Origin of the sequence: Pseudomonas sp. MCal1 (genome assembly GCF_026341415.1) — a bacterium.
In the GTDB taxonomy this organism is placed as follows: Bacteria; Pseudomonadota; Gammaproteobacteria; order Pseudomonadales; family Pseudomonadaceae; genus Aquipseudomonas.
In genome coordinates this window covers 30,469-50,389 of record NZ_JAKUMP010000007.1, presented here as the reverse complement: position 1 = coordinate 50,389, position 19,921 = coordinate 30,469, and the positions used below count along the sequence as shown (strand labels likewise).

Genomic DNA, 19,921 nt, shown 5'->3' with positions numbered 1-19,921 from the left:
ACCCCGACTCACTGCGGGTACCACACCAACCGCTCTGCCGCCGGATTGCGCTCTTCCACGGCAAACCCCAGCGCCAGGTAATGCTGGCGCGCATGGGGGTTGTTGGCCCAGACCACCGTCGCCACCGGGCAGCGCACTTGCTGCGCGGCTTTTTGCACGCCTTGCAGCACGGTTCGTCCGTAACCCTTGCCCCGGGCCTGGGGAATGAAGGCGAGGTACAACACGCGAATTTCATTGACGCCGAAATCGGTGCTGAGTGCACCGATGGCGGTGCCGAGTTTTTCTACGATGTAGTGCATGGCGTCGGGATGGTTTTCACCCATGCCCTGCTCCTGCACCTGAAACTGCTGGGCAACGATTTGCTGTACCTGTTCCTGCTCGCCGTCGATCCATTGCAGATCCGGCCGCGCCGACTGATACAGGCTTTGCAGAAACGGCCCGTCAGTCGCCCGCGAAGGCCGCACCACCAATCCGTCCGCCGCCAGGTTGTCCGTCATCTTCATGCTCCCTAGAAACCGCTTTCCCTGACCCCCAACGCCGCCATTCGGCGCCAGGCCACACCGAGCACCGATTCGCCGCTGCCCTGCAACACCACCACGCCGCGCAGCGGCTGCACCGGGGTCGGTGCCTGATCCAGCGTAGTCAAACGCACGCCGTATTGCGCCTGCACCGGTTCCGCCCGTTGCTGCTGATCGCGGCGCACGGCAATCGGTCCGTGGTGATCGGAGGTCAGCGCCTCCTGATCGACATAAGCCACACCGTTGGTGTCGATTTCATTGAGTTGCACCGCGATGGCGGCATGCATCGGGTCGTCGGCGATAAACCGCCCGGTGGCCCCGGGCTTGACCCGCCAAAGTTCGGCCTCGGCCAGATAACCGCGCAGTCGCGTGCCGTCCTCGACCACCCGCGCCAGCGCATCCTTGCTCGACAGCCAGCGGCCCGGCGTCAGATTCGGCAGCAGGTCACGCACGGTGCCGGCATGGGGCGCACGCAACAGCAGACGTTCGCGTTGGGCGGTCAGGCCGCGATACTCCGCCACCGCTTCGGCGAGACGCTGCTCGACGATGCCGGCATCGGCAGCGGTTTCACTGCGGCCGGCCTGCCGACGCATCAGCAATTGCTGGATGCGGATTTCCCGGCGGACGATGGCCTGCCGCGAATCGAGGTCCGGCGATTCCAGTTCGATCAGCACGTCGCCCTGAGCAACGGTCTGACCATCCGCGACCTTCACGGCTTTGACCCGCGCCGCTGTCGGCGCGTGCAAGGCACTGGCGCGACCGCCCTCGAGCATCGTCGGCAACTCGACCGAGCTGCGCCACGGCACGACCAGCACCAGCAACAAACCGAGTACCGCCAGGCTGCTGAGCAGCACGCGGGGGCCGTGAGCCTGTTCGCGGCGGCTCCACCACTGGCGCCACTCACTCATGATCGGCAGAAAGATGAACCACACCAGTTCCACCAGCATCAGGAAGATCCCCAACACCTTGAAGAACAGGTGATAGACCGCCAGCGCGATCCCGAAAAACAACGCCGCACGCCATAACCACGAGCCATACCCCCAGATCAGCAAACGCCGCTGCATCGTCGGCGACCAAGGCTCCGGCGCCGGTGCGCCATAGCCGAACAGAAATTCCCGCAGCCGCCAGCGACACAGGGCAAAGGCCCGGCCCTGGAGGTTGTCGACTTCCCACAAGTCGCTGAGCAAAAAGTAACCATCGAAGCGCATGAACGGGTTGAGATTGACCACCAGCGTGGTGATCCACGTCGCGCTGGCGAGCATGAACGCCGCCGTGCGACCGGGCCCGTCCGGCAGGAACGACCAGACCAGCAGCGCAAGGCTCGCCAGCAGCAATTCCGCCAGCACGCCACCGGCACCGATCAGCAGTCGCGCGCGTCGGTCATTGACCCGCCAGGCATCGCTGACATCGGTGTAGAACATCGGCAGCAGGACCATGAATGCCACGCCCATGCTCTGCACCCGACACCCGGCGCGCTTGGCCATGAACGCATGACCGAACTCGTGACACAGCTTGGCGAAAAACAGCGCGACGCCGAACGCGATCGCGCCACCGAGGCTGAACAGGTGCGGAAAAGTGCCGACGAACCGCTGCCAGTCCCGCGACACCAGAAACACCCCGAGCGCCAGCGTCGCCGGCAGACCATAACGCAACATCTTCGGACCGAAGCGCTCCAGCCACGGCCAGGCACGGTTGAGAAAAGCGTCCGGGCGCCACAGTGGAATGCGGAAGAACAGATATTGATGCAGCAGGATTTTCCACAGGCTCTGGCGTTGCACGAGGGCCTTGAGCCGATAGCTGGCGCGCTGCTGTTCGTCGAGTGCGCTGATCAGGTCATGTCCGCGCAGGAACTCCAGCAGTTGCGCCAGCTCGCTGGCGTCGAGAGGCAGCCCCGGTTCACGGTTGGCGGCGCGCAGCACTTGTTCGGGATCGCCCAGCGACCAGTGGCGCAACAGGCGCATCGCCGCCGCACCAAGTTTGAAGTAGCGCCCGCGCACAGGGTCGGCCAGGGTCCAGCGCGGCGAACCGTCCAGTGCCGGCGCCGCGGGCGACAATTGCAGGTCGGCACGCAGGCTCGGCAGAGTCATTTACAGGCCCACGCTCTGGCGCAGCCCGGCGAGCGGACGCCGCAGCAGGTACAGGGCCAGCGGCGCGCGGTCGCCGAATATTTTGGCGGTGCCGCGCAGGCCGATACGCGGCGGGGCGTCGGCAAAACCGGCGTCCAGCCGATAGGCCAATTGGCCGCCGGCGGTGGGCTGCGCCTCGTAGGCCGAACGTTCGAGGGTGGCGAGGTGGCGCTGCAACGGGTCGCTGTCGAGAAACAGCGCGACTTCGGCGCCCGGCTCCAGCGAGATCGCATCGCCCACGGCCAGCTCGATACGCAGTTCGGCCTGGCTCGGGTCGGCGATCTCCATCAGCCGTTCGCCGGTCTGCACCGGTTTGCCGGTCCAGCGCTCGGCATCGGCGAACACCGCAATGCCATCGCGCTCGGCGCGCACTTCGCTGCGGTTGAGCAGTTCGCGGGCGTAGTCGCGTTCGGCGCGTTTTTGTTCGACGCGGGCGGCCAGCAGATCGACCCGGGAGCTGGATTCGGCATCAACAAAGGAGCGCTGGGAATTGGCTTTGAGCTCCGCTTCGGCAACCCCGAGCGCACGCTCGGCGACATCGGCCTGGGCCTTCAGCGTCGTGCTTTCAAAACGTAGCAACAGGTCGCCGGTTTTCACGCTCTGGTTGGGTTTGACCAGAAATTCGGCGATCACCCCGTCCAGCGGCGCGGCGACAACGCGCCCGCCCTGAGGTACCACTTCGGCGGGTGCCAGCACCGACTGGCGCACCGGGATCAACAGCCCGAGCAACAACACGGCAACCAGCGCCACCTGGCGTTTGCGGGTCCAGCGCAGCCGCCACGGCTTGCGCGGTTGCAACGCCAGCCAGGCATGACTGTAGGTGTCGCCCAGCTGCGACAGCAGCACTTGTTCAGAAGGATTCCACGGCAGATCACGGGCCAGCCACAAACCGCCAAACACCTGACCCTGTCGGTCGATCAGCGGCAGCCAGAACACTTGCATGGCCGACAGACTGCGCCAGTCGGCCTGAATCGATTCGCCGACCATTTCCGGCGGGATCACCCGCGCCTGTTTCAGCACATCCTGCTTGAACAGTTGTGCCACGGCCTGCTCGACGAACGCCACGAACGGCGCATTCGGCTCCACTGCGCTGACCCCGGTCACCGCCCGCACCTTGCCGGCGATCAGCAGCGCCGCATGGCGAAAACCGAACAGCGACTGGCCGTCATTGACCAGGCTGTAGGCCAGTTGCGAAATGTCATGGGCGGCGCGGGTCTGCCGTTCAAGATCGAGAAACCGCGCGAACACCTGCTCGGCGGCGCCGCTCACCGGGGCGTTCACTTAAGCTCCGGGAAGCGCGCGGTGCCGCTCATGCCGGCAAGCAAGCCTTTGGCTTCGGGGAGTGTTGCGACCAGCAACAGGGTCTGACTGCCTTCGTCGATCCGCGCACCGAGGCGTTTGACCGTGGCGTCGATCGGCTGACCGGTTTCGTCGGGCACGAAGCTGAACGACTGACCGGGCTTGAGCCTGGCCATCCAGCGCGACGGCACCAGCAGATGGATTTCCAGGGTGCGGTTGTCGACCACATCGAGCAGCGGCGCCCCGGCCGGCACGCTTTCATAACGCTTTACCTTGCGCTCGACCACTTGCCCATCGAAGGGCGCGACCACGCTGCAGCGTTTGACCTGGACTTGATAAACCTGAGATTGCGCCTGAGTTTCGCTGACCTTGGCTTCGGCCCGGGCCACTTCGAAACGCCCGACGGAATTGAGCGCCGCCAGTTGCCGGTTGTGCGCCAACTCTTCACTGGCGCCACGGCTGGCGGCCTGCGCAGCATTCAACTGAGCCTGATAGGCCGAACAGTCGAAACGCGCCAGAGTATCGCCCTTCTTGAACGACTCGCCCTCGCTGAACGGCAACTCGACAATCCGCCCCGACAACTCGCTGGCCAGGGTCGCCTGATCCCTCGCTCGCAACACACCGCGCGCTTCACTGCTGGCCGATGCATTCGCGGCCCCGCCGTTATCCAGCAGCGGATCGTCTGGCGCGGGCGTTTGAGCCTGAACTGCACATGTAACAAAGGACAACCCGACAACCCAACCACGAAAACGCCGCATAACCGTTACTCCCTGACGGATGCTCGGAGTCTACGACAGCGGCAATTAGCGTCAAGCGAAAGGCCATCACACCTTGGAAATGTAATGTTTCACAAATAGCCGATTTTTCGTTTTTACGGTTGAGTTGTTGCAGAGGCGTAGGCTGATTGTTTCTTCCTACAAATGCTTAGGAAATAACCTCCACTCCAAAAGAAAAATCATGACAAACAGCAGGCTTTGCCTCCGAGCGGGCAACAATTGCTCATACAGAAGCTTTGGAAAACCTTGACCCCTGACGAGACGAGACAACAAATCTGATGAGCCGGCGCTGAAGATAAAACAGCTGGGTGAGGGAATGATAAAACGACGGTTGACCTGCATGACGCACTCAATCTAGGATTGCCTTACTCAACCCCGTACGTAGCGATTCAGTTCGCTGGCAGTTGGGGTGAAGAAACCGGCTTAGGCCGGTTTTTTCGTTTCTGAGGATCGATTTGTGCGAACTGCTTTCTTTGTAGATGGCTACAACATGTTCTATGGGCTTCTGGCAGGTACACCCTACAAGTGGCTCAATCTCAGAGGCTTGTTGATTCATGTGGCCCACATAGAAAATCCAAAAAGCTCCGTCATCTCGATCGACTATTTCACCTCCCCCATCAAACCTGAACTGGCAACTCGCGGCCGCGTTTCCAAGGAAGCCCAGGACACCTACATCAGGGCCTTGAGATCAACCAATGTCTCAGTGCACTTTGGCCGCCATCACCTTGAGCCGGCCAAGGCTCCCAGGTTTATCGATAGAAACACTGGCGCTTCACGCCAGGACAAAGTCGACATCTGGAAGCTCGAAGAAAAGGAAACTGACGTTCACATCGCAATCAGCATGTATCGCACAGCATGTCGTCAGTCGCTGCTCGACCCCGATGAGCGTCTCGACCAGATAGTGCTGGTCTCCAGCGACACCGACATGACCCCCGCGTTACGAGCTATACGCTCAGACTTTCCCGGAGTAGTAGTGGGTGTCGTACTTCCCCATAGAGCCGGGCTCAATCGCCCCTCTCCTGGCTCGATGAAAGATCACTCGCATTGGATACGACGTGTCATCACCGCTGAAGAATTGCTGATGCACCAATTTCCCCACCGAGTCCCCACTCATAAGAAGCCAGCGATCAAACCGGATTACTGGTAGCGAGAACTCCCACCGGATACACCGACTCCCATCCCCCACCCAACGCCCGATACAGGCCGACCATCGCCAGTGAAACGCCGGTGGAGCTTTCCACCCACTGTTCCTGGGTGGCGAGCAGTGCGCCTTGTACGGTGAGGACGTTGACGAAGTCGACCACGCCTTCGACGTATTGCTGTTGCGCGGTGCGCAGGGCGATCTGGTTCTGGCGCACGGCTTCGGCGAGGCTGTCGCGCCGGCGCTGGCTGGCGTTGTAGGCGGTCAATTGGTCGTCGATTTCGTGCCAGGCACGCAGTACGGTCTGTTGATAACCGATCGCCGCTTCCTGCTGCTGGGCCTCACGCAGTTGCAGCACGCCGCGCAAGCGGCCGCCGTCGAACAGCGGCAGGCTGAATTGCGGGCCGATGCCGAAGGCGCGTGAGCCCCAGGAACCGAAGTCGCTGAGTTGCATGGCCTGCGAACCGAGATTGCCGGACAGGGTGATGCGCGGATAGAAATCGCCCTTGGCCACGCCGATATTGGCGGTGGCGGCGTGCAACCGGGCTTCGGCCTGGCGGATGTCCGGGCGGCGCTCGGCCAGTTGCGACGGCAAGCCGATGGCGACAGTCAGTGGCGACTGCGGCACTGGGGCATCTGTGGATAACGCTTTGGACAGGGCCTGCGGCGGTTCACCCATCAACAGACTGATGGCGTTGATCAGTTGCGCCTGACGTTGCTCCAGTGCCGGCAGCCGCGATTCGATGGCCGCCACTTGTGCGGCCGCTTCGGCGACGTCAAGATCGGTGGCCACGCCGTCGTTGAGGCGCAGTTGCGAGAGTTTCAGGCTGTGCCGCGCCACATCGAGATTCTGCTCGGTGACCGCGCGGGTGTTTTGCACGCCGCGCAACTGGATGTAGTTCTGCGCGGTGTCCGCGAGTACCGCCAGCAGCACGCCGCGACGGTCGTTTTCCGCGACCTCGAGGTTGGCATCGGCGGCTTCGGTTTCCCGGCGCACACGACCCCAGAAATCCAGTTCCCAAGAGGCGGAGAATCCGGCATCCCACAGGTTGAACGCAGAATCGCCATTGTGCCCGGACGGATCGTTCAGGCCTTCGCCGCTGTTGCGTTTGCGAGCGTAGCTGCCGGTGGCGGCAGTCGTTGGATAACGATCGGCGGTGATCACCTGACGGGCCGCGCGGCTTTGTTGCAGGCGGCTGCTGGCCAGTTGCAGGTCAAGGTTGCTGCGCAAGGCGCGCTGGGTCAGGGCCGACAGTTGCGCGTCGTGAAAGACTTCCCACCAGCGCTCGTTCAACGGTTCGCTGACAGTCTTGCTGACGGCGGTTTTTGACGGTTTTGCCCACTCGGCAATCCGCGTGGCTTCGGGCTTCTGAAAATCCGGGCCGACGGTGCAGGCCGCCAACGCCGAGAGACTCAGGGCCACGGTCATGGACTGAAGGTGCTTCATCGCTGCGTCACCTCACGCATCGACGTCGCCGGGCTTTTGGTATCAATGCTCGCCTCCACCGACATTCCCACCCGCAAGCGTTCGGCCAGCGGCTGGCCAGGCTCCAGCAGGATTTTCACCGGAATCCGCTGCACGACTTTGGTGAAGTTGCCGGTGGCGTTGTCCGGTTTGACCGCCGCGAAGGTCACGCCGGTGGCCGGAGCGATGCTCTCGACGCGGCCGGTGAGGGCTTCGCCGCCGAGGCTGTCGACCCGCACGACAACGTCCTGCCCCGGCCGCACATCAGTCAGTTGAGTTTCCTGGAAGTTGGCGACCACATAGGCCTGCTTCAGCGGCACCACCGCCAGCAGTTTGCTGCCCGGCGTCACATAGGCGCCGACCCGCACCGCGCGTTCGCCGATCATGCCGTCCTGAGGCGCGGTGATGCGCGTGTATGACAGCTCGAAACTGGCGATTTCCAGCGCGGCCTGAGCGTGTTTCAAACTGCCTTCGGCGGCATCGCGCTGCGCCGTCAGAATCTCGACCTGCTTACGTTCCGCCGCCAGTTTCGCCGTGGCCGTGTCCAGACGCGCAGAAGCCTGATCGATCCGGGTGCGCGCCTGTTGCGCGTTCTGTACGGTGCCGGCACCGACGCCGGCGAGGTGGTTGTAGCGGTTCAATTCCTGCTGGGCGAAAGCCATTTCAGCCTTGGCCGACACCACCGACGCCTGCGCCTGAGCGATCACCGAGGTCTGGCGCTCCAGCGTGGCCTTGGCGTTCTGCAGTTGAGCGCGAGCCACCAGGGTTTGCGCATCGGCGGCCTCTGCAGCGGCGCGCAGGTCGCGGTCATCGATCAGCGCCAGCAACTGGCCGGCCTTGACCTGTTGGTTGTCTTCCACCAGCACTTCTTTGATGAACCCCGCCACACGCGGCACCACCAGAGTGAAGTCGGCGGAGACAAAGGCATCATTGGTGTTCTGTTGAGTGCGCTTGCCGAACAGACCGGGCATCGCCAGATACACCAGCACACCGACCGCCAGCGCAGCGGCCACAGCCACCGCGAGTTTTTGCTTTGCTTGAGTCGTCATAAGAACCTTCTATCTCAGTCAGGTCGGCGCGCGCGGCGGGAAGATCCGCGTCGGCAGCCAGAAAATCAGCAGGATCAGCGCCACCGCGACGCCAGCCATGCACAGGTAAAGATCCGAAGAAGTCAGCACCACCGCCTGTTCATGCAGGCGATGAGCGAGGCCGGGGTCATTGCTGGCGGCCAGCGGCGAATTGCCGAGGCGATCGACCAGCATCGTCGAGTGAAAATGCAGGCGCGAAGTGGTCAGCGCCTCGATCACGCCGGTGGCGACCACCGCCGCCAGGCCTTTCACGGTGTTGAACCACGCCGAAGCGAAAGGCCCGTCCTGCGGCTGGATGCTGCCGGTCGACAGCATCAGCAATGGCAGCACCGCCATCGGCTGGCCGAAAATCTGCAGCCATTGCAGGACGTAGAAATCGTCGCGAATCCACACCGAAGTCAGCTGCGAGCCGCCCAGGCAGGAGAGCGTCAACATGCTCAAACCGATGCCGAGCACCCAGCGGCAATCGACCCAACGCAGGTTGCACAGCGCCGCCACCAGCGGCAGCGCGATCAGTTGCGGCAACGCCGCCAGCAGCATGATCGGCGCGGTCTGCACCGGCCGGTAACCCTGCACCTGCGCCAGATAACTCGATGGAATCAGCACCACCGCCAACAGCACCACCAGCACGCCGGCCAAGGTCATCAGCGCGAACGACAGGTTGCGAATGCCGAGCATCTGCAACTTGAAAAACGGAATCGGCTGCGACCATTCATTGATCAGAAACGCCACCAGCAACAGCGAACCGGCGCCGAGCAAAGCGCAGATCAGATTCGACTCGAACCAGTCCAGACGATTGCCCTGCAACAGGCCGATCACCAGCATGCAGATCGCCGGAAAGCCCAGCAGCAGGCCTTTCCAGTTGAACGACTTGAGCCGCTCCAGGCGCAGTGGATCCTGTGGAATGCCCCAGGCAACCATCGCCATGGCAATCAGGCACGGCACGATGATTTGCCAGAAAGTCCACTGCCAGCCGACGTATTCAGTCCACAACCCGGCCAGCGGCGTACCAAGGCCTGGGCCGAAGGTGGCGGTCAGGGCATAACCGGCCAGACCGTAAAGCTTGATGTTGGCCGGCAGAAACCGCAGCGCAACGGTCATCAACATTGGCGGTAACGCACCACCGGCCAGACCTTGCAGGATGCGCATCAGCAGCAGGCTTTCGTAGTTCGGGGCGAACGGGCAGAGCACCCCGAGCAGGGTGAACACGCCAATGGCGCACAGGGTGAAGCGACGCAGGGAAAAGGTCACCGAGCACCACGGCGCGAACGCCATGGCCGCCACCGACATCGCGGTGTAGCCGGCGACCAGCCAGGTGCCTTCGTCGTAGCCGATGCTCAGGGCGCCGCGAATGTCGGCCAGGGCGACCTTGGTCACCATCTCGTTGAGACCCGACACCAGCACCGCCAGCAGCACGCCGACCAGACCAATGATGATCCGCGCCCCGAACACCGGTGGCGCGGCGGCCATCGGAGCGGCAGCGGCAATCGGCGCCGTAACCGTCAGGGATGTCATGCAGGCAAACTCCGGAGGGAAAAATACCGCAGCATGGTAGTAGGGCTTAGTGCTGACGAAAATTGACTTCTCGGCAGTTTATAAGTGCATCAGACGCAACTCTCAGGGCTGCGCCGCCAGCCAGGTTTCATCGCAGCAGGTCTTGAGGGTTTCGCGCAGCCAGCGATGGGCCGGATCCTTGTCGAAACGCGGGTGCCAGGCCTGGGTCAGCATCAGCGTCGGCAGCGGGATCGGCAGATCGAATGAGCGCAGCTTCAAACCCAGCCGTCGCACGCTGAGCAGCGCTTCCTTGGGCACCGGCAGGATCAGGTCGGAATCCGGCAGCGCGAACATTGCCGCGTGGAAACTCGGCGCGATCACTGCGACTCGCCGCTCCAGGCCCAGGGCATTCAACGCGGTGTCGATAGGCCCCCGGGCAATGCCCCGGCGGGACATGCTGATGTGGGAAAACCCGGCGTACCGCTCGGCGGTGATCTCGCCATCCAGCAGCGGATGGTCCTCGCGCACCAGCCCGACGAAGTGGGTGGAAAACAGGTTCTGTATTTTGACTTCCGGGGTCACCGGGCGGGTGTTGCTCACGCTCAGGTCGATCCGCCCTTCGCGCAAGGCTTCATCGTCGCCGTCACCTTCGGGAACGAAGCGCAATTCGCAGTGCGGCGCCAATTGATCGAGGGTGTCGAACAGTTTGCCGCCGTACACGCCGACGAAAAAATCGTTGGCGCGAATGCTGAAGCGCCGGCGCAACGTGCCCAGTTCAACGGCATCCGCCGAGCGAAACAGCAGCGCCGCCTGCTCGACCACATCGCGCACCTGCTCGCGCAACTCCAGAGCCTTGGGCGTAGGCACCAAACCGCGTCCGGCACGCACCAGAATCGGATCGCCAATGGCTTCGCGAATCCGCGTCAGCGTACGGCTCATGGCCGCCGGGCTGAGGTTCATCCGCCGTGCGGCACCGACCACGCTGCCTTCGTCGAGCAAGGCGTCGAGGGCGACCAACAGGTTCATGTCCGGGAGTTGCATGCTGAGCACTCATGACCGATCAGGATTGATTCGCACGCAATGCTAGCAGATCAGAAAATCAGCGCTGCACGCCCCAGTGTCGTGCGGCGCGCCGATTGGTCGGCAGGTACGCCGAGGATGACTTTATAGCTATAAGAAGCGGAATTTAAATACCGCTAACAAATAACCATATGGCGATTGCTTAGGAATGGACCGGATGGTGAGTGACCATTTTTGTCACTTACTGACAGGTATGTGGTGTTCAACCTGACGCATCGCTGGCAAGCCCGCTCTCACAGAATTCTTTGGTGAGCACACGATCGTGTTCCAGCAGAGATTCCTGTGGGAGCTGGCTTGCCAGCGATGAGGCCTGAAGGACGAATGAAAATCTAGCGTTCGTGCAACGCCTCGGCCCGCGCCCGGATGATCGGCTTGAGCAAATAGCTCAGCACCGTCTTCTTGCCGGTGATGATGTCCACCGACGCCACCATCCCCGGGATGATCAGCAACGGCTTCTCGTCAGTGCCGAGGTGGCTGCGCTCGGTGCGCAGCTTGATGACGTAGTAGGTGGTTTTCTTGTCTTCATCGGTGATGGTGTCGGCGCCGATCTGCTCCAGCGTGGCCTTCAAACCGCCGTAGATGGTGTAGTCATACGCGGTGAATTTCACCGTGGCTTCCTGGCCCGGATGCAGGAACGCGATGTCCTGCGGGCGGATCTTCGCTTCGACCAGCAGGGTGTCGTCCAGCGGTACGATTTCCAGCAGGTCGCTGCCCGGCTGGATCACGCCGCCGATGGTGTTGACCAGCATCTTGTTGACGATACCCCGCACCGGTGAAGTAACGAGCGTACGGCTGACCCGGTCCTCCAGCGCCTTGCCGGTGGCCTGTGCCTTGTTCAGGTCGGTGCGCGCTTCGTTGAGCTGGGTCAGGGCTTCGCTGCGGAATTTGCCACGGGTCTCGTCGATCTTGCGCTGCACTTCCTTGATCGCCGATTCGGCGCGCGGGATCGCCAGCGTGGTGGCGTCGAGCTGACCACGGGTTTCCACTTCGGCACGCTTGAGTCGCAGCACTTCCACCGGCGACACCGCGCCCTGGGCCACCAGCGGCTCGGACATGTTGATTTCCTGACGTTGCAGACCCAGTTGCTGGCGATATTGCGCCTGCTTCGAGGTGAATTCGCGCAGCTCTTGCTGGCGCTGGATCAACTGCTCCTGCAAACCACCGACCTCGTCGTGCAATTGCTGACGACGGCTGATGTACAGCGACTCTTCACTCTTCGCCTGACCCGGCACGGCTTTGAGCACGTCCTCGGGGAAATTCAGCGGGCGGTCATCGACCTCGGCGCTCAGGCGCTCGACCCGCAGCAGCATCGACAAGCGATCCGCTTCGGTTTCGCCGACGTTGGACACGAATCGCGTGTCATCAAGCCGCACCAGTGGCGCGCCGGCCTCGACGATCTGGCCTTCCTTGACGAATAGCTCGGAGACGATCCCGCCCTCGAGGTTCTGGATTTTCTGGATCTTCGACGAGGGAATCGCCTTGCCGTCGCCCTTGGTCACTTCGTCGATGACGGCAAAGTTGGCCCACAGCATCAGGAACACGAAGAAACCGATGATCGCCCAGATCGTCAGGCGCACCACACGCGGCGCGTCCTCGATCAAAGCCTTGTTGACCTCTGGCAGCGGCTGCCCCTGCAGCGATGCCGAGCCCTTGAAGTAGCGGCGGATCGAATCCTTGAAACCCGACTTAAGCAACACTGATCTGCCCCTTCTTCAACGCTTCCATGACGGCCGCTTTCGGGCCGTCGGCGAGAATCTGTCCACGGTCGACCACCAACAGACGATCAACCAGCGACAGCAGCGATGCCCGGTGCGTCACCAGCACCACGGTCTTGTTTTCCACCACCGCCGCGAGGCGTTGCTTGAGGCGCTCTTCGCCGGTGTTGTCCATGGCGCTGGTCGGTTCGTCGAGCAAGAGAATCGGCGGATTGAGCAACAGCGCCCGGGCCAGCGCGACGTTCTGGCGCTGACCGCCGGACAGGTTCTGCCCGCGCTCGCCGACCTGCAGTTCATAGCCCTGCGGGTGCAGGCGGGCGAATTCGTGGACGCCGGCCAGTTCGGCCGCTTGCAGGACCAACTCATCCTCGACGTAACGGGCGCCGGAAATCAGGTTGTCGCGCAGGGTGCCGGCCAGCAGCTGGATGTCCTGCGGCACGTAGCCGATGTTGTAGCGCAGCTCGCTGACGTCGATCTGGCGGATGTCCACGCCGTCCACCAGTAACGCACCGTCGTCCGGCTGGTACAGGCCGACCAGCAGTTTCGCCAGTGAGCTTTTGCCGGAACCGCTGCGGCCGATGATGCCGATCTTCTCGCCGGGACGAATCACCAGGTTGATGTTCTTCAACGCCGGGTTCTGTTGCTCCGGGTAGGTGAAGCTGAGCTGGCGGCATTCGATCGCACCTTGCAGGACCTTGCGGCTCAGCGGGCGCTCTTCGAAGTTACGCTCCTGCGGCAGCTCCATCATCTGATCGACCGAACTCATGGTCACCCGTGCCTGCTGGTAGCGGGTCAGCAGACCGGACAGCGACGCCAGCGGGCTGAGGGCGCGGCCACTGAGCATGTAGCAGGCGATCAGGCCGCCCATGCTCAGGTTGCCGGCGATGATCTGGTACACGCCGAAGACGATCATGATCACCCCGGCCAGTTGCTGGATCAGCAGGGTGATGTTCATCGCCAGGCCGGAAAGCATTTTCACCCGCAGCTCGAGGCGGCTGAGGGTGCCGATGGTCTGCTCCCACTGGTACTGGCGCTCGCTTTCGGCGTTGTTGACCTTCACCGCGTCGAGGCCGGCGAGGGTTTCGATCAGGCTCGACTGACGCTCGGCGCCCAGCGCCATGGTGCGTTCCATGGTTGCCACCAGCGGCTTCTGCAAGGCGTAGCCGATCAGCAGCGCAATCGGGAAGGCCAGCACCGGAATCCACACCAGATGCCCGCCGAGAATGGCGATGACGATGAAGATCAGAATGGTGAACGGCAGGTCAATCAGGCTGGTCAGGGTCAGCGAGGCGAGGAAGTCGCGCAGGCTCTGGAACTCGTGAATGTTCTGGGCAAAGCTGCCGACCCGCGCCGGCCGGTATTTCATGGCCATGCCGACGATGCGTTCGAACAGCGTGGCGGAGATGATCAGGTCGGTTTTCTTGCCGGCCAGATCCAGGCACAGGCTGCGCAGGCTCTTGAGGATCAGGTCGAACAGATAGGCGCCGGTGATGCCCAGCGCGAGCACCCACAGGGTCGCTTCGGCCTGGTTCGGCACTACGCGGTCGTAGACGTTCATCACGAACAGCGGCGCGGCCATGGCGATGATGTTGATCAGGAAACTGGCGGCGATGGCGTCGGCGTACAGCCAGCGCGAACGCTTGAGGGTGTCGCGAAACCACGAGCGCGCACGCGGGATCAGCGTGCCGTGGTTGACGTCGAATTTGTGCTGGGGCTGGGCGAAAAACACTTTGCCGGTGTAGTCGTCGGCCAGCAGTTCGCGGCTGACCAGGGACTCGCCGCCGTCGCTTTCGCTGAGCAGCACCCGTGCTTCGTTCTCGCCCTGCCAGCCGAGCAGGACGGCGCTGCGGCCATCCTTGAGCAGCAACAGCGCCGGCATGGCAATCGCCGGAATCTCTTCCAGCTTGCGTTGCAGCACCCGCCCCTGCAGCCCGGCGCGCGCCGCCGCACGGGGCAGCAGCTCGACACTCAGGCGTTGCTTGGGCAGCGGCAGGCCGGTGGTCAGCATGGCCGCGCTGGCGGGTTTCTGGTGCAGCATGCAAAGAGCGAGCAGACCATCCAGTAACGGATCGTCGTGCAACGCGCGTGGATCATGACTGAGATGAACTCGACTGACTTCTGATTCCACGCTCGACACTCTTTAGCAGTTGAAAAGGGACAACTCAATTCATCCCAGGCAGCTGGACCTTGGGCTTCACGTCGTTCTGCACAACGGATGCCAAAGGTGCGACCACTCCCTGGCTCTTGAGCAATTCGCCCATGGTCGCCTTGATTCGGTACTGAGTAAATAACTGAATGTTTTTGATTTCAGCCAGACGGCGCGAAGCGGTGAACAACTCGTTTTCGCTGTCCAGCAAATCCAGCAGGGTACGTTCGCCGAGGCTGAACTGACGCTGGTAAGCGGTGCGCACCGCGGTGCTGTGATCAACGTATTGCTGAGCGATCGGCACCTGTGCATTGGCGTTGTTCAGGGCGTTCCAGGCCAGGCCAAGTTCTTCATTCAATTGACGCAAGGCATTGTTGCGGATGTCCAGCGCCTGGTTCGACAGGTAGGACTTGGACTCCAGATCCGCCTTGTTGCTGCCGCCCGAATACAGGTTGAAGCGCATGCGCAGCATCGCCTGCCATTCATTGTTGTGACCGTTCTGGCCATCGAGGTCGTTGTCGGCAGTGCGGCCCAGCTCGGCGTCGAAGCGCGGGTAGAAGGTCGACTTGGCGGTCTCGTACTGCTTTTCGGCAGCGGCGATATCGGACTCGGCCGAGCGCAGGATCGGGCTGTTTTCCAGCATCTGCTGGCGCGCTTCATTCAGGTTGGCCGGCATCATCGCCATGAACGGCGCCGGACGCTCCAGCTGATCGGGCATCTGGCCGACGGCGCTGAGGAAGTTGGTTTCCGAATCGGCGAGGTTAGTCTGCTCGGTGATCAGGTTGTTGCGGGCCTGGGCCATCCGCGCTTCGGCCTGGTCAAGGTCGGCACCGCTGCCGACGCCGCGCTGGGTGCGCAACTGGATCTGGTCGTAGATGCGCTGGTGGCTCTTGAGGTTTTCTTCGGCCAGACGCACGAATTCGCGACGGGTGAGCACGTCCAGATAAACCTGGGCCACGGTCAGCGCGGTGCGCTCGGAAGTGCCGAGCAATGAATAGGCGCGGGAGTTGACGGTGGCTTGTTGACGCCCGACTTCGCTGGACGTCGCAAAACCGTCAAAAACCATTTGCGAGAGACGTAAACTTGACTCGCTGCGATTCAGGGTTTCCCAGTGATTGCCGCCACCATTGGCGCGGGTGGTCACACTGTCGGTGCCTTCACGGCCATAACCGCCCAGCAGATCAACTTTGGGCAGGTATCCACCTTTTGCAGCCTTTAACTGATAATCCGCGGCCAGTCGGCTGTTGACCCCTGCCTGGATTTCCGGATGGACATCCAACGCCTGTTGCATGGCTTCTGGTAAGGATTGTGCTTGTACGAAAGACGCGGCGAGAGCGAAGGGTAGAGCCTTGAACAGGTGCGAACGCATGGTAAAGATTTCCCAGAACTTCTTGTCTTGAATCACAGCAAAATGTCGAGCTGCGTCGGAAGATGGCAACCGGAATGACCGTATGTCGGAAAGTTTAAAACCGGAACTGGATCACACGCTGAAGGGCAGGTCGCCGCATAAATATCAATGTGACATTACCGGGGCGATTGTTTAGGATGGCTCCCAGAAGGTCAATAGTTTGGCATAAAGTTAATAGCGAAAGAATCTAGCCAATTTATTGACGAATAGCAGCGTCAACTTTGTTTCATTTTTTTTTAAAAGTACGTCCAGACTGAATCGGCACAGATCGCCATCAGGTCTATGGAAGTCAACTGAACGTGACACCCGGAGAGTCTTCAATGAGCAGTGTTGTTGCCATCGTCAAAAGCATTGTTGGTCAGGTTTTCGTGGTGTCCCCAGAGGGCGTCCGTCGCGTACTCGTTGAAGGCGACCGGCTGTTTGCCGGCGATCAGGTCGACACCGGCGTTTCCGGCGCCGTGTCCCTGGAACTGGCCGATGGCCGCACGATCGATCTGGGCCGTGACACTCAGTGGAGCGCCGAGACCCCGGACTCCAGCACTGACCTGGCCGAAGCCACCGCGCAAGCCGCGCCGTCGGTTGAAGAGCTGCAACAAGCCATCGCCGCCGGTGTCGACCCGACAACCGCCCTTGAAGCCACAGCGGCCGGCCCGAGCGCCGCGGGGACTGGCGGTGCCGCCGGTGGCGGCCACAGCTTCGTGATGCTCGATGCGACTGCGGGCCGCGTCGACCCGACCATTGGCTTCCCGACTGCAGGCATCAACGCCGCCGGCCAGGTTGCCCAGGACACCACCGGTGGCCAGACCACCGACACCACCGCCAACGCCCTGCGCGAATCGACCCTGAGCCTCAGCGCCACGCCGACCATCACCGAAGCCGGCGGTGTTCTGGTCTACACCGCGACCCTGACCCAGGCGCCGCTGACCGACCTGACCATCACCCTGTCCAACGGCGCGGTGATCGTGATTCCGGCCGGTTCCACCACCGGCACCGTTAACGTGCCACTGGCACCGAACGACACTGTCTATAACGACCCGACCCAGATCGACGTGACGGTCACCGGCACTACCGGCGGCAGCGGCATCACCGTGACCCCGCCGACCACGCCGGCCACGACCCAGGTCACCGACACCATCGACACCACCACCGTCACCCTGACGGCGGGGCCAAGCGTGACCGAAGGCGGCCAGATCACCTACACCGCCACGCTGACCAACCCGGCGCAGACGCCGGTCACCGTCACGTTGTCGAACGGCTCGACCATCACCATTGGCGCCGGCCAGACCACCGGCACCGTCAACGTGCCGACCGCGCCGAATGACGTCTATAACAACGGCAGCACCGTCACCACCACCATCACCGGTGCCACGGGCGGCAACTTCGAAAACCTGGTGCCGAACCCGACACCGGCCGTTACCACGATCGTCGATTCGAAAGACACCACCGGCCTGACCCTGACTGCTACCGGCACCGTGGTCGAAGGTGGCCAGATCACCTACACCGCCACGCTGACCAATCCGGCGCAGACGCCGGTCACCGTCACGTTGTCCAACGGCTCGACCATCACCATCGGCGCCGGCCAGACCACCGGCAGCGTCAACGTGCCGACCGCGCCTAATGACGTCTACAACAACGGCGGCACCGTCAGCACCACGATTACCGGTGCTACCGGCGGTAATTTCGAGAATCTGGTGCCGAACACCACGCCGGCGACCACCACCGTTACCGATTCCATCGACACCACCAATCTGTCGTTGTCCGCGACCGGTTCCGTGGCCGAAGGTGGCTCGATCGTATACACCGCAACCCTGACCAATCCTGCCGGCACCCCGGTGACCGTGACGTTGAGCAACGGCTCCGTCATCACCATTGAAGCGGGCAAGACCACCGGAACCGTGACCGTTCCGGCGCCGGCCGATGACGTTTACAAAGACGCCGGCAAAGTCGAAGTCAGCATTACCGGCACCACCGGCGGCAACTTCGAGAACCTGGTGCCGAGCACTGTCCCGGCGGTTACTGAAGTCACCGACACCATCGACACCACAACAGTGAAGCTCACCGCGACCGAATCGGCAGCTGAAGGTGGCACCGTCACTTACACCGCTACCGTGGGCGCACCGGTGACTGGCTCGCCGGTGACTGTGACCCTGGCCAATGGTCAGCAAATCACCATCGAAGTGGGTAAAACCACCGGCACCGTGACCACCACCGCGCCGAATGACGCGCTGACCGGCAATCCGCCGCTGACCAACTCGATCACTGGCGTGACAGGCGGCAACTACGAAAACCTCGTGGCCGATAAAACCCCTGTTTCGACCACGATCACCGACACCGTCGACACCACCAACCTGACACTGAGTGCTACTGGCACCGTGGCCGAGGGTGGTTCGATCGTTTACACCGCGACCCTGACCAATGCTGCCGGCTCGCCAGTCACCGTGACCCTGTCGAACGGCGCGGTGATTACCATCGAGGCCGGCAAAACCACCGGCACCGTGACCGTTCCCGCCCCTGCCGATGACGTCTACAAAGACGCCGGCAAGGTTGAAGTCACCATCAAGGATGCATCCGGCGGCAATTTCGAGAACCTCGTTCCGAGCACTGTCCCGGCGGTTACCGAAGTGACCGACACCATCGACACTTCGACCGTGAAACTGACCGCTGACACTTCGGTCGCTGAAGGCGGCACCGTCACTTACACCGCCACCGTTGGCGCACCGGTGACCGGTTCGCCGGTCACCGTGACGCTGGCCAACGGTCAGACCATCACCATCGAAGTCGGCAAGACCACCGGCAGCGTGACCACCACCGCACCGAACGATGTACTCAACGGCCACGCGCCGCTGACCAACTCGATCACTGACGTGAGCGGCGGTAACTACGAAAACCTCGTGGCCGACAAGACCCCGGTTTCGACGACTGTCACCGACACCGTCGACACCACCAACCTGACCCTGAGCGCGACCGGCTCCGTGGCTGAAGGCGGCTCGATCGTCTACACCGCGACACTGACCAACCCGGCCGGCACGCCGGTGACCGTGACCTTGAGCAACGGCTCGGTCATCACCATCGAGGCCGGTAAAACCACCGGTACCGTGACTGTTCCGGCTCCTGCCGATGACGTCTACAAAGACGCCGGCAAGGTTGAAGTCACTATCACCAATACCGCTGGCGGCAATTTCGAGAACCTGGTGCCAAGCACTGTTCCGGCCGTCACTGAAGTGACTGACACCATCGACACCACCACAGTCAAACTGACTGCGACCGAGTCGGCAGCTGAAGGTGGAACTGTCACCTACACCGCTACCGTCGGCGCACCTGTGACCGGCTCGCCGGTGACTGTGACCCTGGCCAATGGTCAGCAAATCACCATCGAAGTCGGTAAAACCACCGGCACCGTGACCACCACCGCACCGAACGATGCGTTGAACGGTCATGAACCACTGACCAACGCCATCACCAACGTCAGCGGCGGCAACTACGAGAATCTGGTGGCCGACAAAACGCCGGTCAGCACCACTGTGACCGATACCGTCGACACCACCAACCTGACCCTGAGCGCTACTGGCTCCGTGGCCGAGGGTGGTTCGATCGTCTACACCGCCACGCTGACCAACCCGGCTGGCACGCCGGTGACCGTGACCTTGAGCAACGGCTCGGTCATT

13 protein-coding genes are annotated in these 19,921 nt (G+C 62.4%); 2 read left to right on the top strand and 11 right to left on the bottom strand.

Annotated elements, in window-relative coordinates; all coding sequences use genetic code 11:
- Positions 1-8: 8 nt before the first annotated feature.
- Genes MKZ87_RS13050 through MKZ87_RS13035 form a run of 4 tightly spaced genes read right to left on the bottom strand, consistent with a single transcriptional unit; the run spans position 9 to position 4,701 of the window.
- On the bottom strand, positions 9-497 hold the full coding sequence (locus MKZ87_RS13050; RefSeq protein ID WP_371918966.1) for a GNAT family N-acetyltransferase: 489 nt from the start codon (positions 495-497) through the stop codon (positions 9-11).
- Positions 498-508: 11 nt separating this feature from the next.
- Entirely contained in the window at positions 509-2,605 is a 2,097-nt protein-coding gene (locus MKZ87_RS13045) for an efflux RND transporter periplasmic adaptor subunit (RefSeq protein ID WP_085702807.1), read from the bottom strand.
- Positions 2,606-3,925, bottom strand: a complete 1,320-nt coding sequence (locus MKZ87_RS13040) for an efflux RND transporter periplasmic adaptor subunit (RefSeq protein WP_085697930.1) — start codon at positions 3,923-3,925, stop codon at positions 2,606-2,608.
- Entirely contained in the window at positions 3,922-4,701 is a 780-nt protein-coding gene (locus MKZ87_RS13035; protein WP_085702808.1) for an efflux RND transporter periplasmic adaptor subunit, read from the bottom strand. The genes MKZ87_RS13040 and MKZ87_RS13035 overlap by 4 nt, the downstream gene beginning before the upstream one ends.
- Positions 4,702-5,176: 475 nt before the next feature.
- On the opposite strand from MKZ87_RS13035, the gene MKZ87_RS13030 reads away from it, so the two are divergent.
- Entirely contained in the window at positions 5,177-5,866 is a 690-nt protein-coding gene (locus MKZ87_RS13030; protein WP_085684355.1) for an NYN domain-containing protein, read from the top strand.
- Here the strand turns inward: MKZ87_RS13030 and MKZ87_RS13025 are convergent.
- The 7 genes from MKZ87_RS13025 to MKZ87_RS12995 all read right to left on the bottom strand — a co-directional run bounded on the left by MKZ87_RS13025 (position 5,847) and on the right by MKZ87_RS12995 (position 16,217).
- The gene (locus tag MKZ87_RS13025) at positions 5,847-7,307 is read right to left on the bottom strand and encodes an efflux transporter outer membrane subunit (RefSeq protein ID WP_266201058.1); all 1,461 of its coding nucleotides are present in this window, start codon (positions 7,305-7,307) and stop codon (positions 5,847-5,849) included. The genes MKZ87_RS13030 and MKZ87_RS13025 overlap by 20 nt on opposite strands.
- Complete coding sequence (locus tag MKZ87_RS13020; RefSeq protein ID WP_266201057.1) at positions 7,304-8,374, bottom strand: HlyD family secretion protein; 1,071 nt, start codon at positions 8,372-8,374, stop codon at positions 7,304-7,306. The genes MKZ87_RS13025 and MKZ87_RS13020 overlap by 4 nt, the downstream gene beginning before the upstream one ends.
- A gap of 18 nt (positions 8,375-8,392) precedes the next feature.
- A complete protein-coding gene (locus tag MKZ87_RS13015) occupies positions 8,393-9,928 on the bottom strand; it encodes an MFS transporter (protein WP_085697926.1) in 1,536 nt (511 codons plus the stop codon).
- 102 nt (positions 9,929-10,030) lie between these two features.
- Positions 10,031-10,948: a LysR family transcriptional regulator gene (locus MKZ87_RS13010; protein ID WP_085712612.1), complete on the bottom strand. Its 918-nt coding sequence runs from the start codon at positions 10,946-10,948 to the stop codon at positions 10,031-10,033.
- 368 nt (positions 10,949-11,316) lie between these two features.
- Positions 11,317-12,684 carry an HlyD family type I secretion periplasmic adaptor subunit gene (locus tag MKZ87_RS13005; RefSeq protein WP_266201056.1) on the bottom strand — a complete coding sequence of 456 codons (1,368 nt, stop codon included), beginning with the start codon at positions 12,682-12,684 and terminating at the stop codon, positions 11,317-11,319.
- The gene (locus tag MKZ87_RS13000) at positions 12,674-14,830 is read right to left on the bottom strand and encodes a type I secretion system permease/ATPase (RefSeq protein ID WP_266201055.1); all 2,157 of its coding nucleotides are present in this window, start codon (positions 14,828-14,830) and stop codon (positions 12,674-12,676) included. The genes MKZ87_RS13005 and MKZ87_RS13000 overlap by 11 nt, the downstream gene beginning before the upstream one ends.
- A 34-nt stretch (positions 14,831-14,864) precedes the next feature.
- The gene (locus tag MKZ87_RS12995; protein ID WP_085698122.1) at positions 14,865-16,217 is read right to left on the bottom strand and encodes a TolC family outer membrane protein; all 1,353 of its coding nucleotides are present in this window, start codon (positions 16,215-16,217) and stop codon (positions 14,865-14,867) included.
- A gap of 359 nt (positions 16,218-16,576) precedes the next feature.
- Here MKZ87_RS12995 and MKZ87_RS12990 point away from each other — a divergent pair.
- The coding region (locus MKZ87_RS12990) for a retention module-containing protein (protein WP_266201054.1) at positions 16,577-19,921 on the top strand (3,345 nt) is incomplete at its 3' end.

Bases quoted from the DNA above. Each gene is read 5' to 3' on its own strand.
- MKZ87_RS13050 (WP_371918966.1), bottom strand. From the start codon at position 497: ATGACGGACAACCTGGCGGCGGACGGATTGGTGGTGCGGCCTTCGCGG.
- MKZ87_RS13045 (WP_085702807.1), bottom strand. From the start codon at position 2,605: ATGACTCTGCCGAGCCTGCGTGCCGACCTGCAATTGTCGCCCGCGGCG.
- MKZ87_RS13035 (WP_085702808.1), bottom strand. From the start codon at position 4,701: ATGCGGCGTTTTCGTGGTTGGGTTGTCGGGTTGTCCTTTGTTACATGT.
- MKZ87_RS13025 (WP_266201058.1), bottom strand. From the start codon at position 7,307: ATGAAGCACCTTCAGTCCATGACCGTGGCCCTGAGTCTCTCGGCGTTG.
- MKZ87_RS13020 (WP_266201057.1), bottom strand. From the start codon at position 8,374: ATGACGACTCAAGCAAAGCAAAAACTCGCGGTGGCTGTGGCCGCTGCG.
- MKZ87_RS13015 (WP_085697926.1), bottom strand. From the start codon at position 9,928: ATGACATCCCTGACGGTTACGGCGCCGATTGCCGCTGCCGCTCCGATG.
- MKZ87_RS13010 (WP_085712612.1), bottom strand. From the start codon at position 10,948: ATGCAACTCCCGGACATGAACCTGTTGGTCGCCCTCGACGCCTTGCTC.
- MKZ87_RS12995 (WP_085698122.1), bottom strand. From the start codon at position 16,217: ATGCGTTCGCACCTGTTCAAGGCTCTACCCTTCGCTCTCGCCGCGTCT.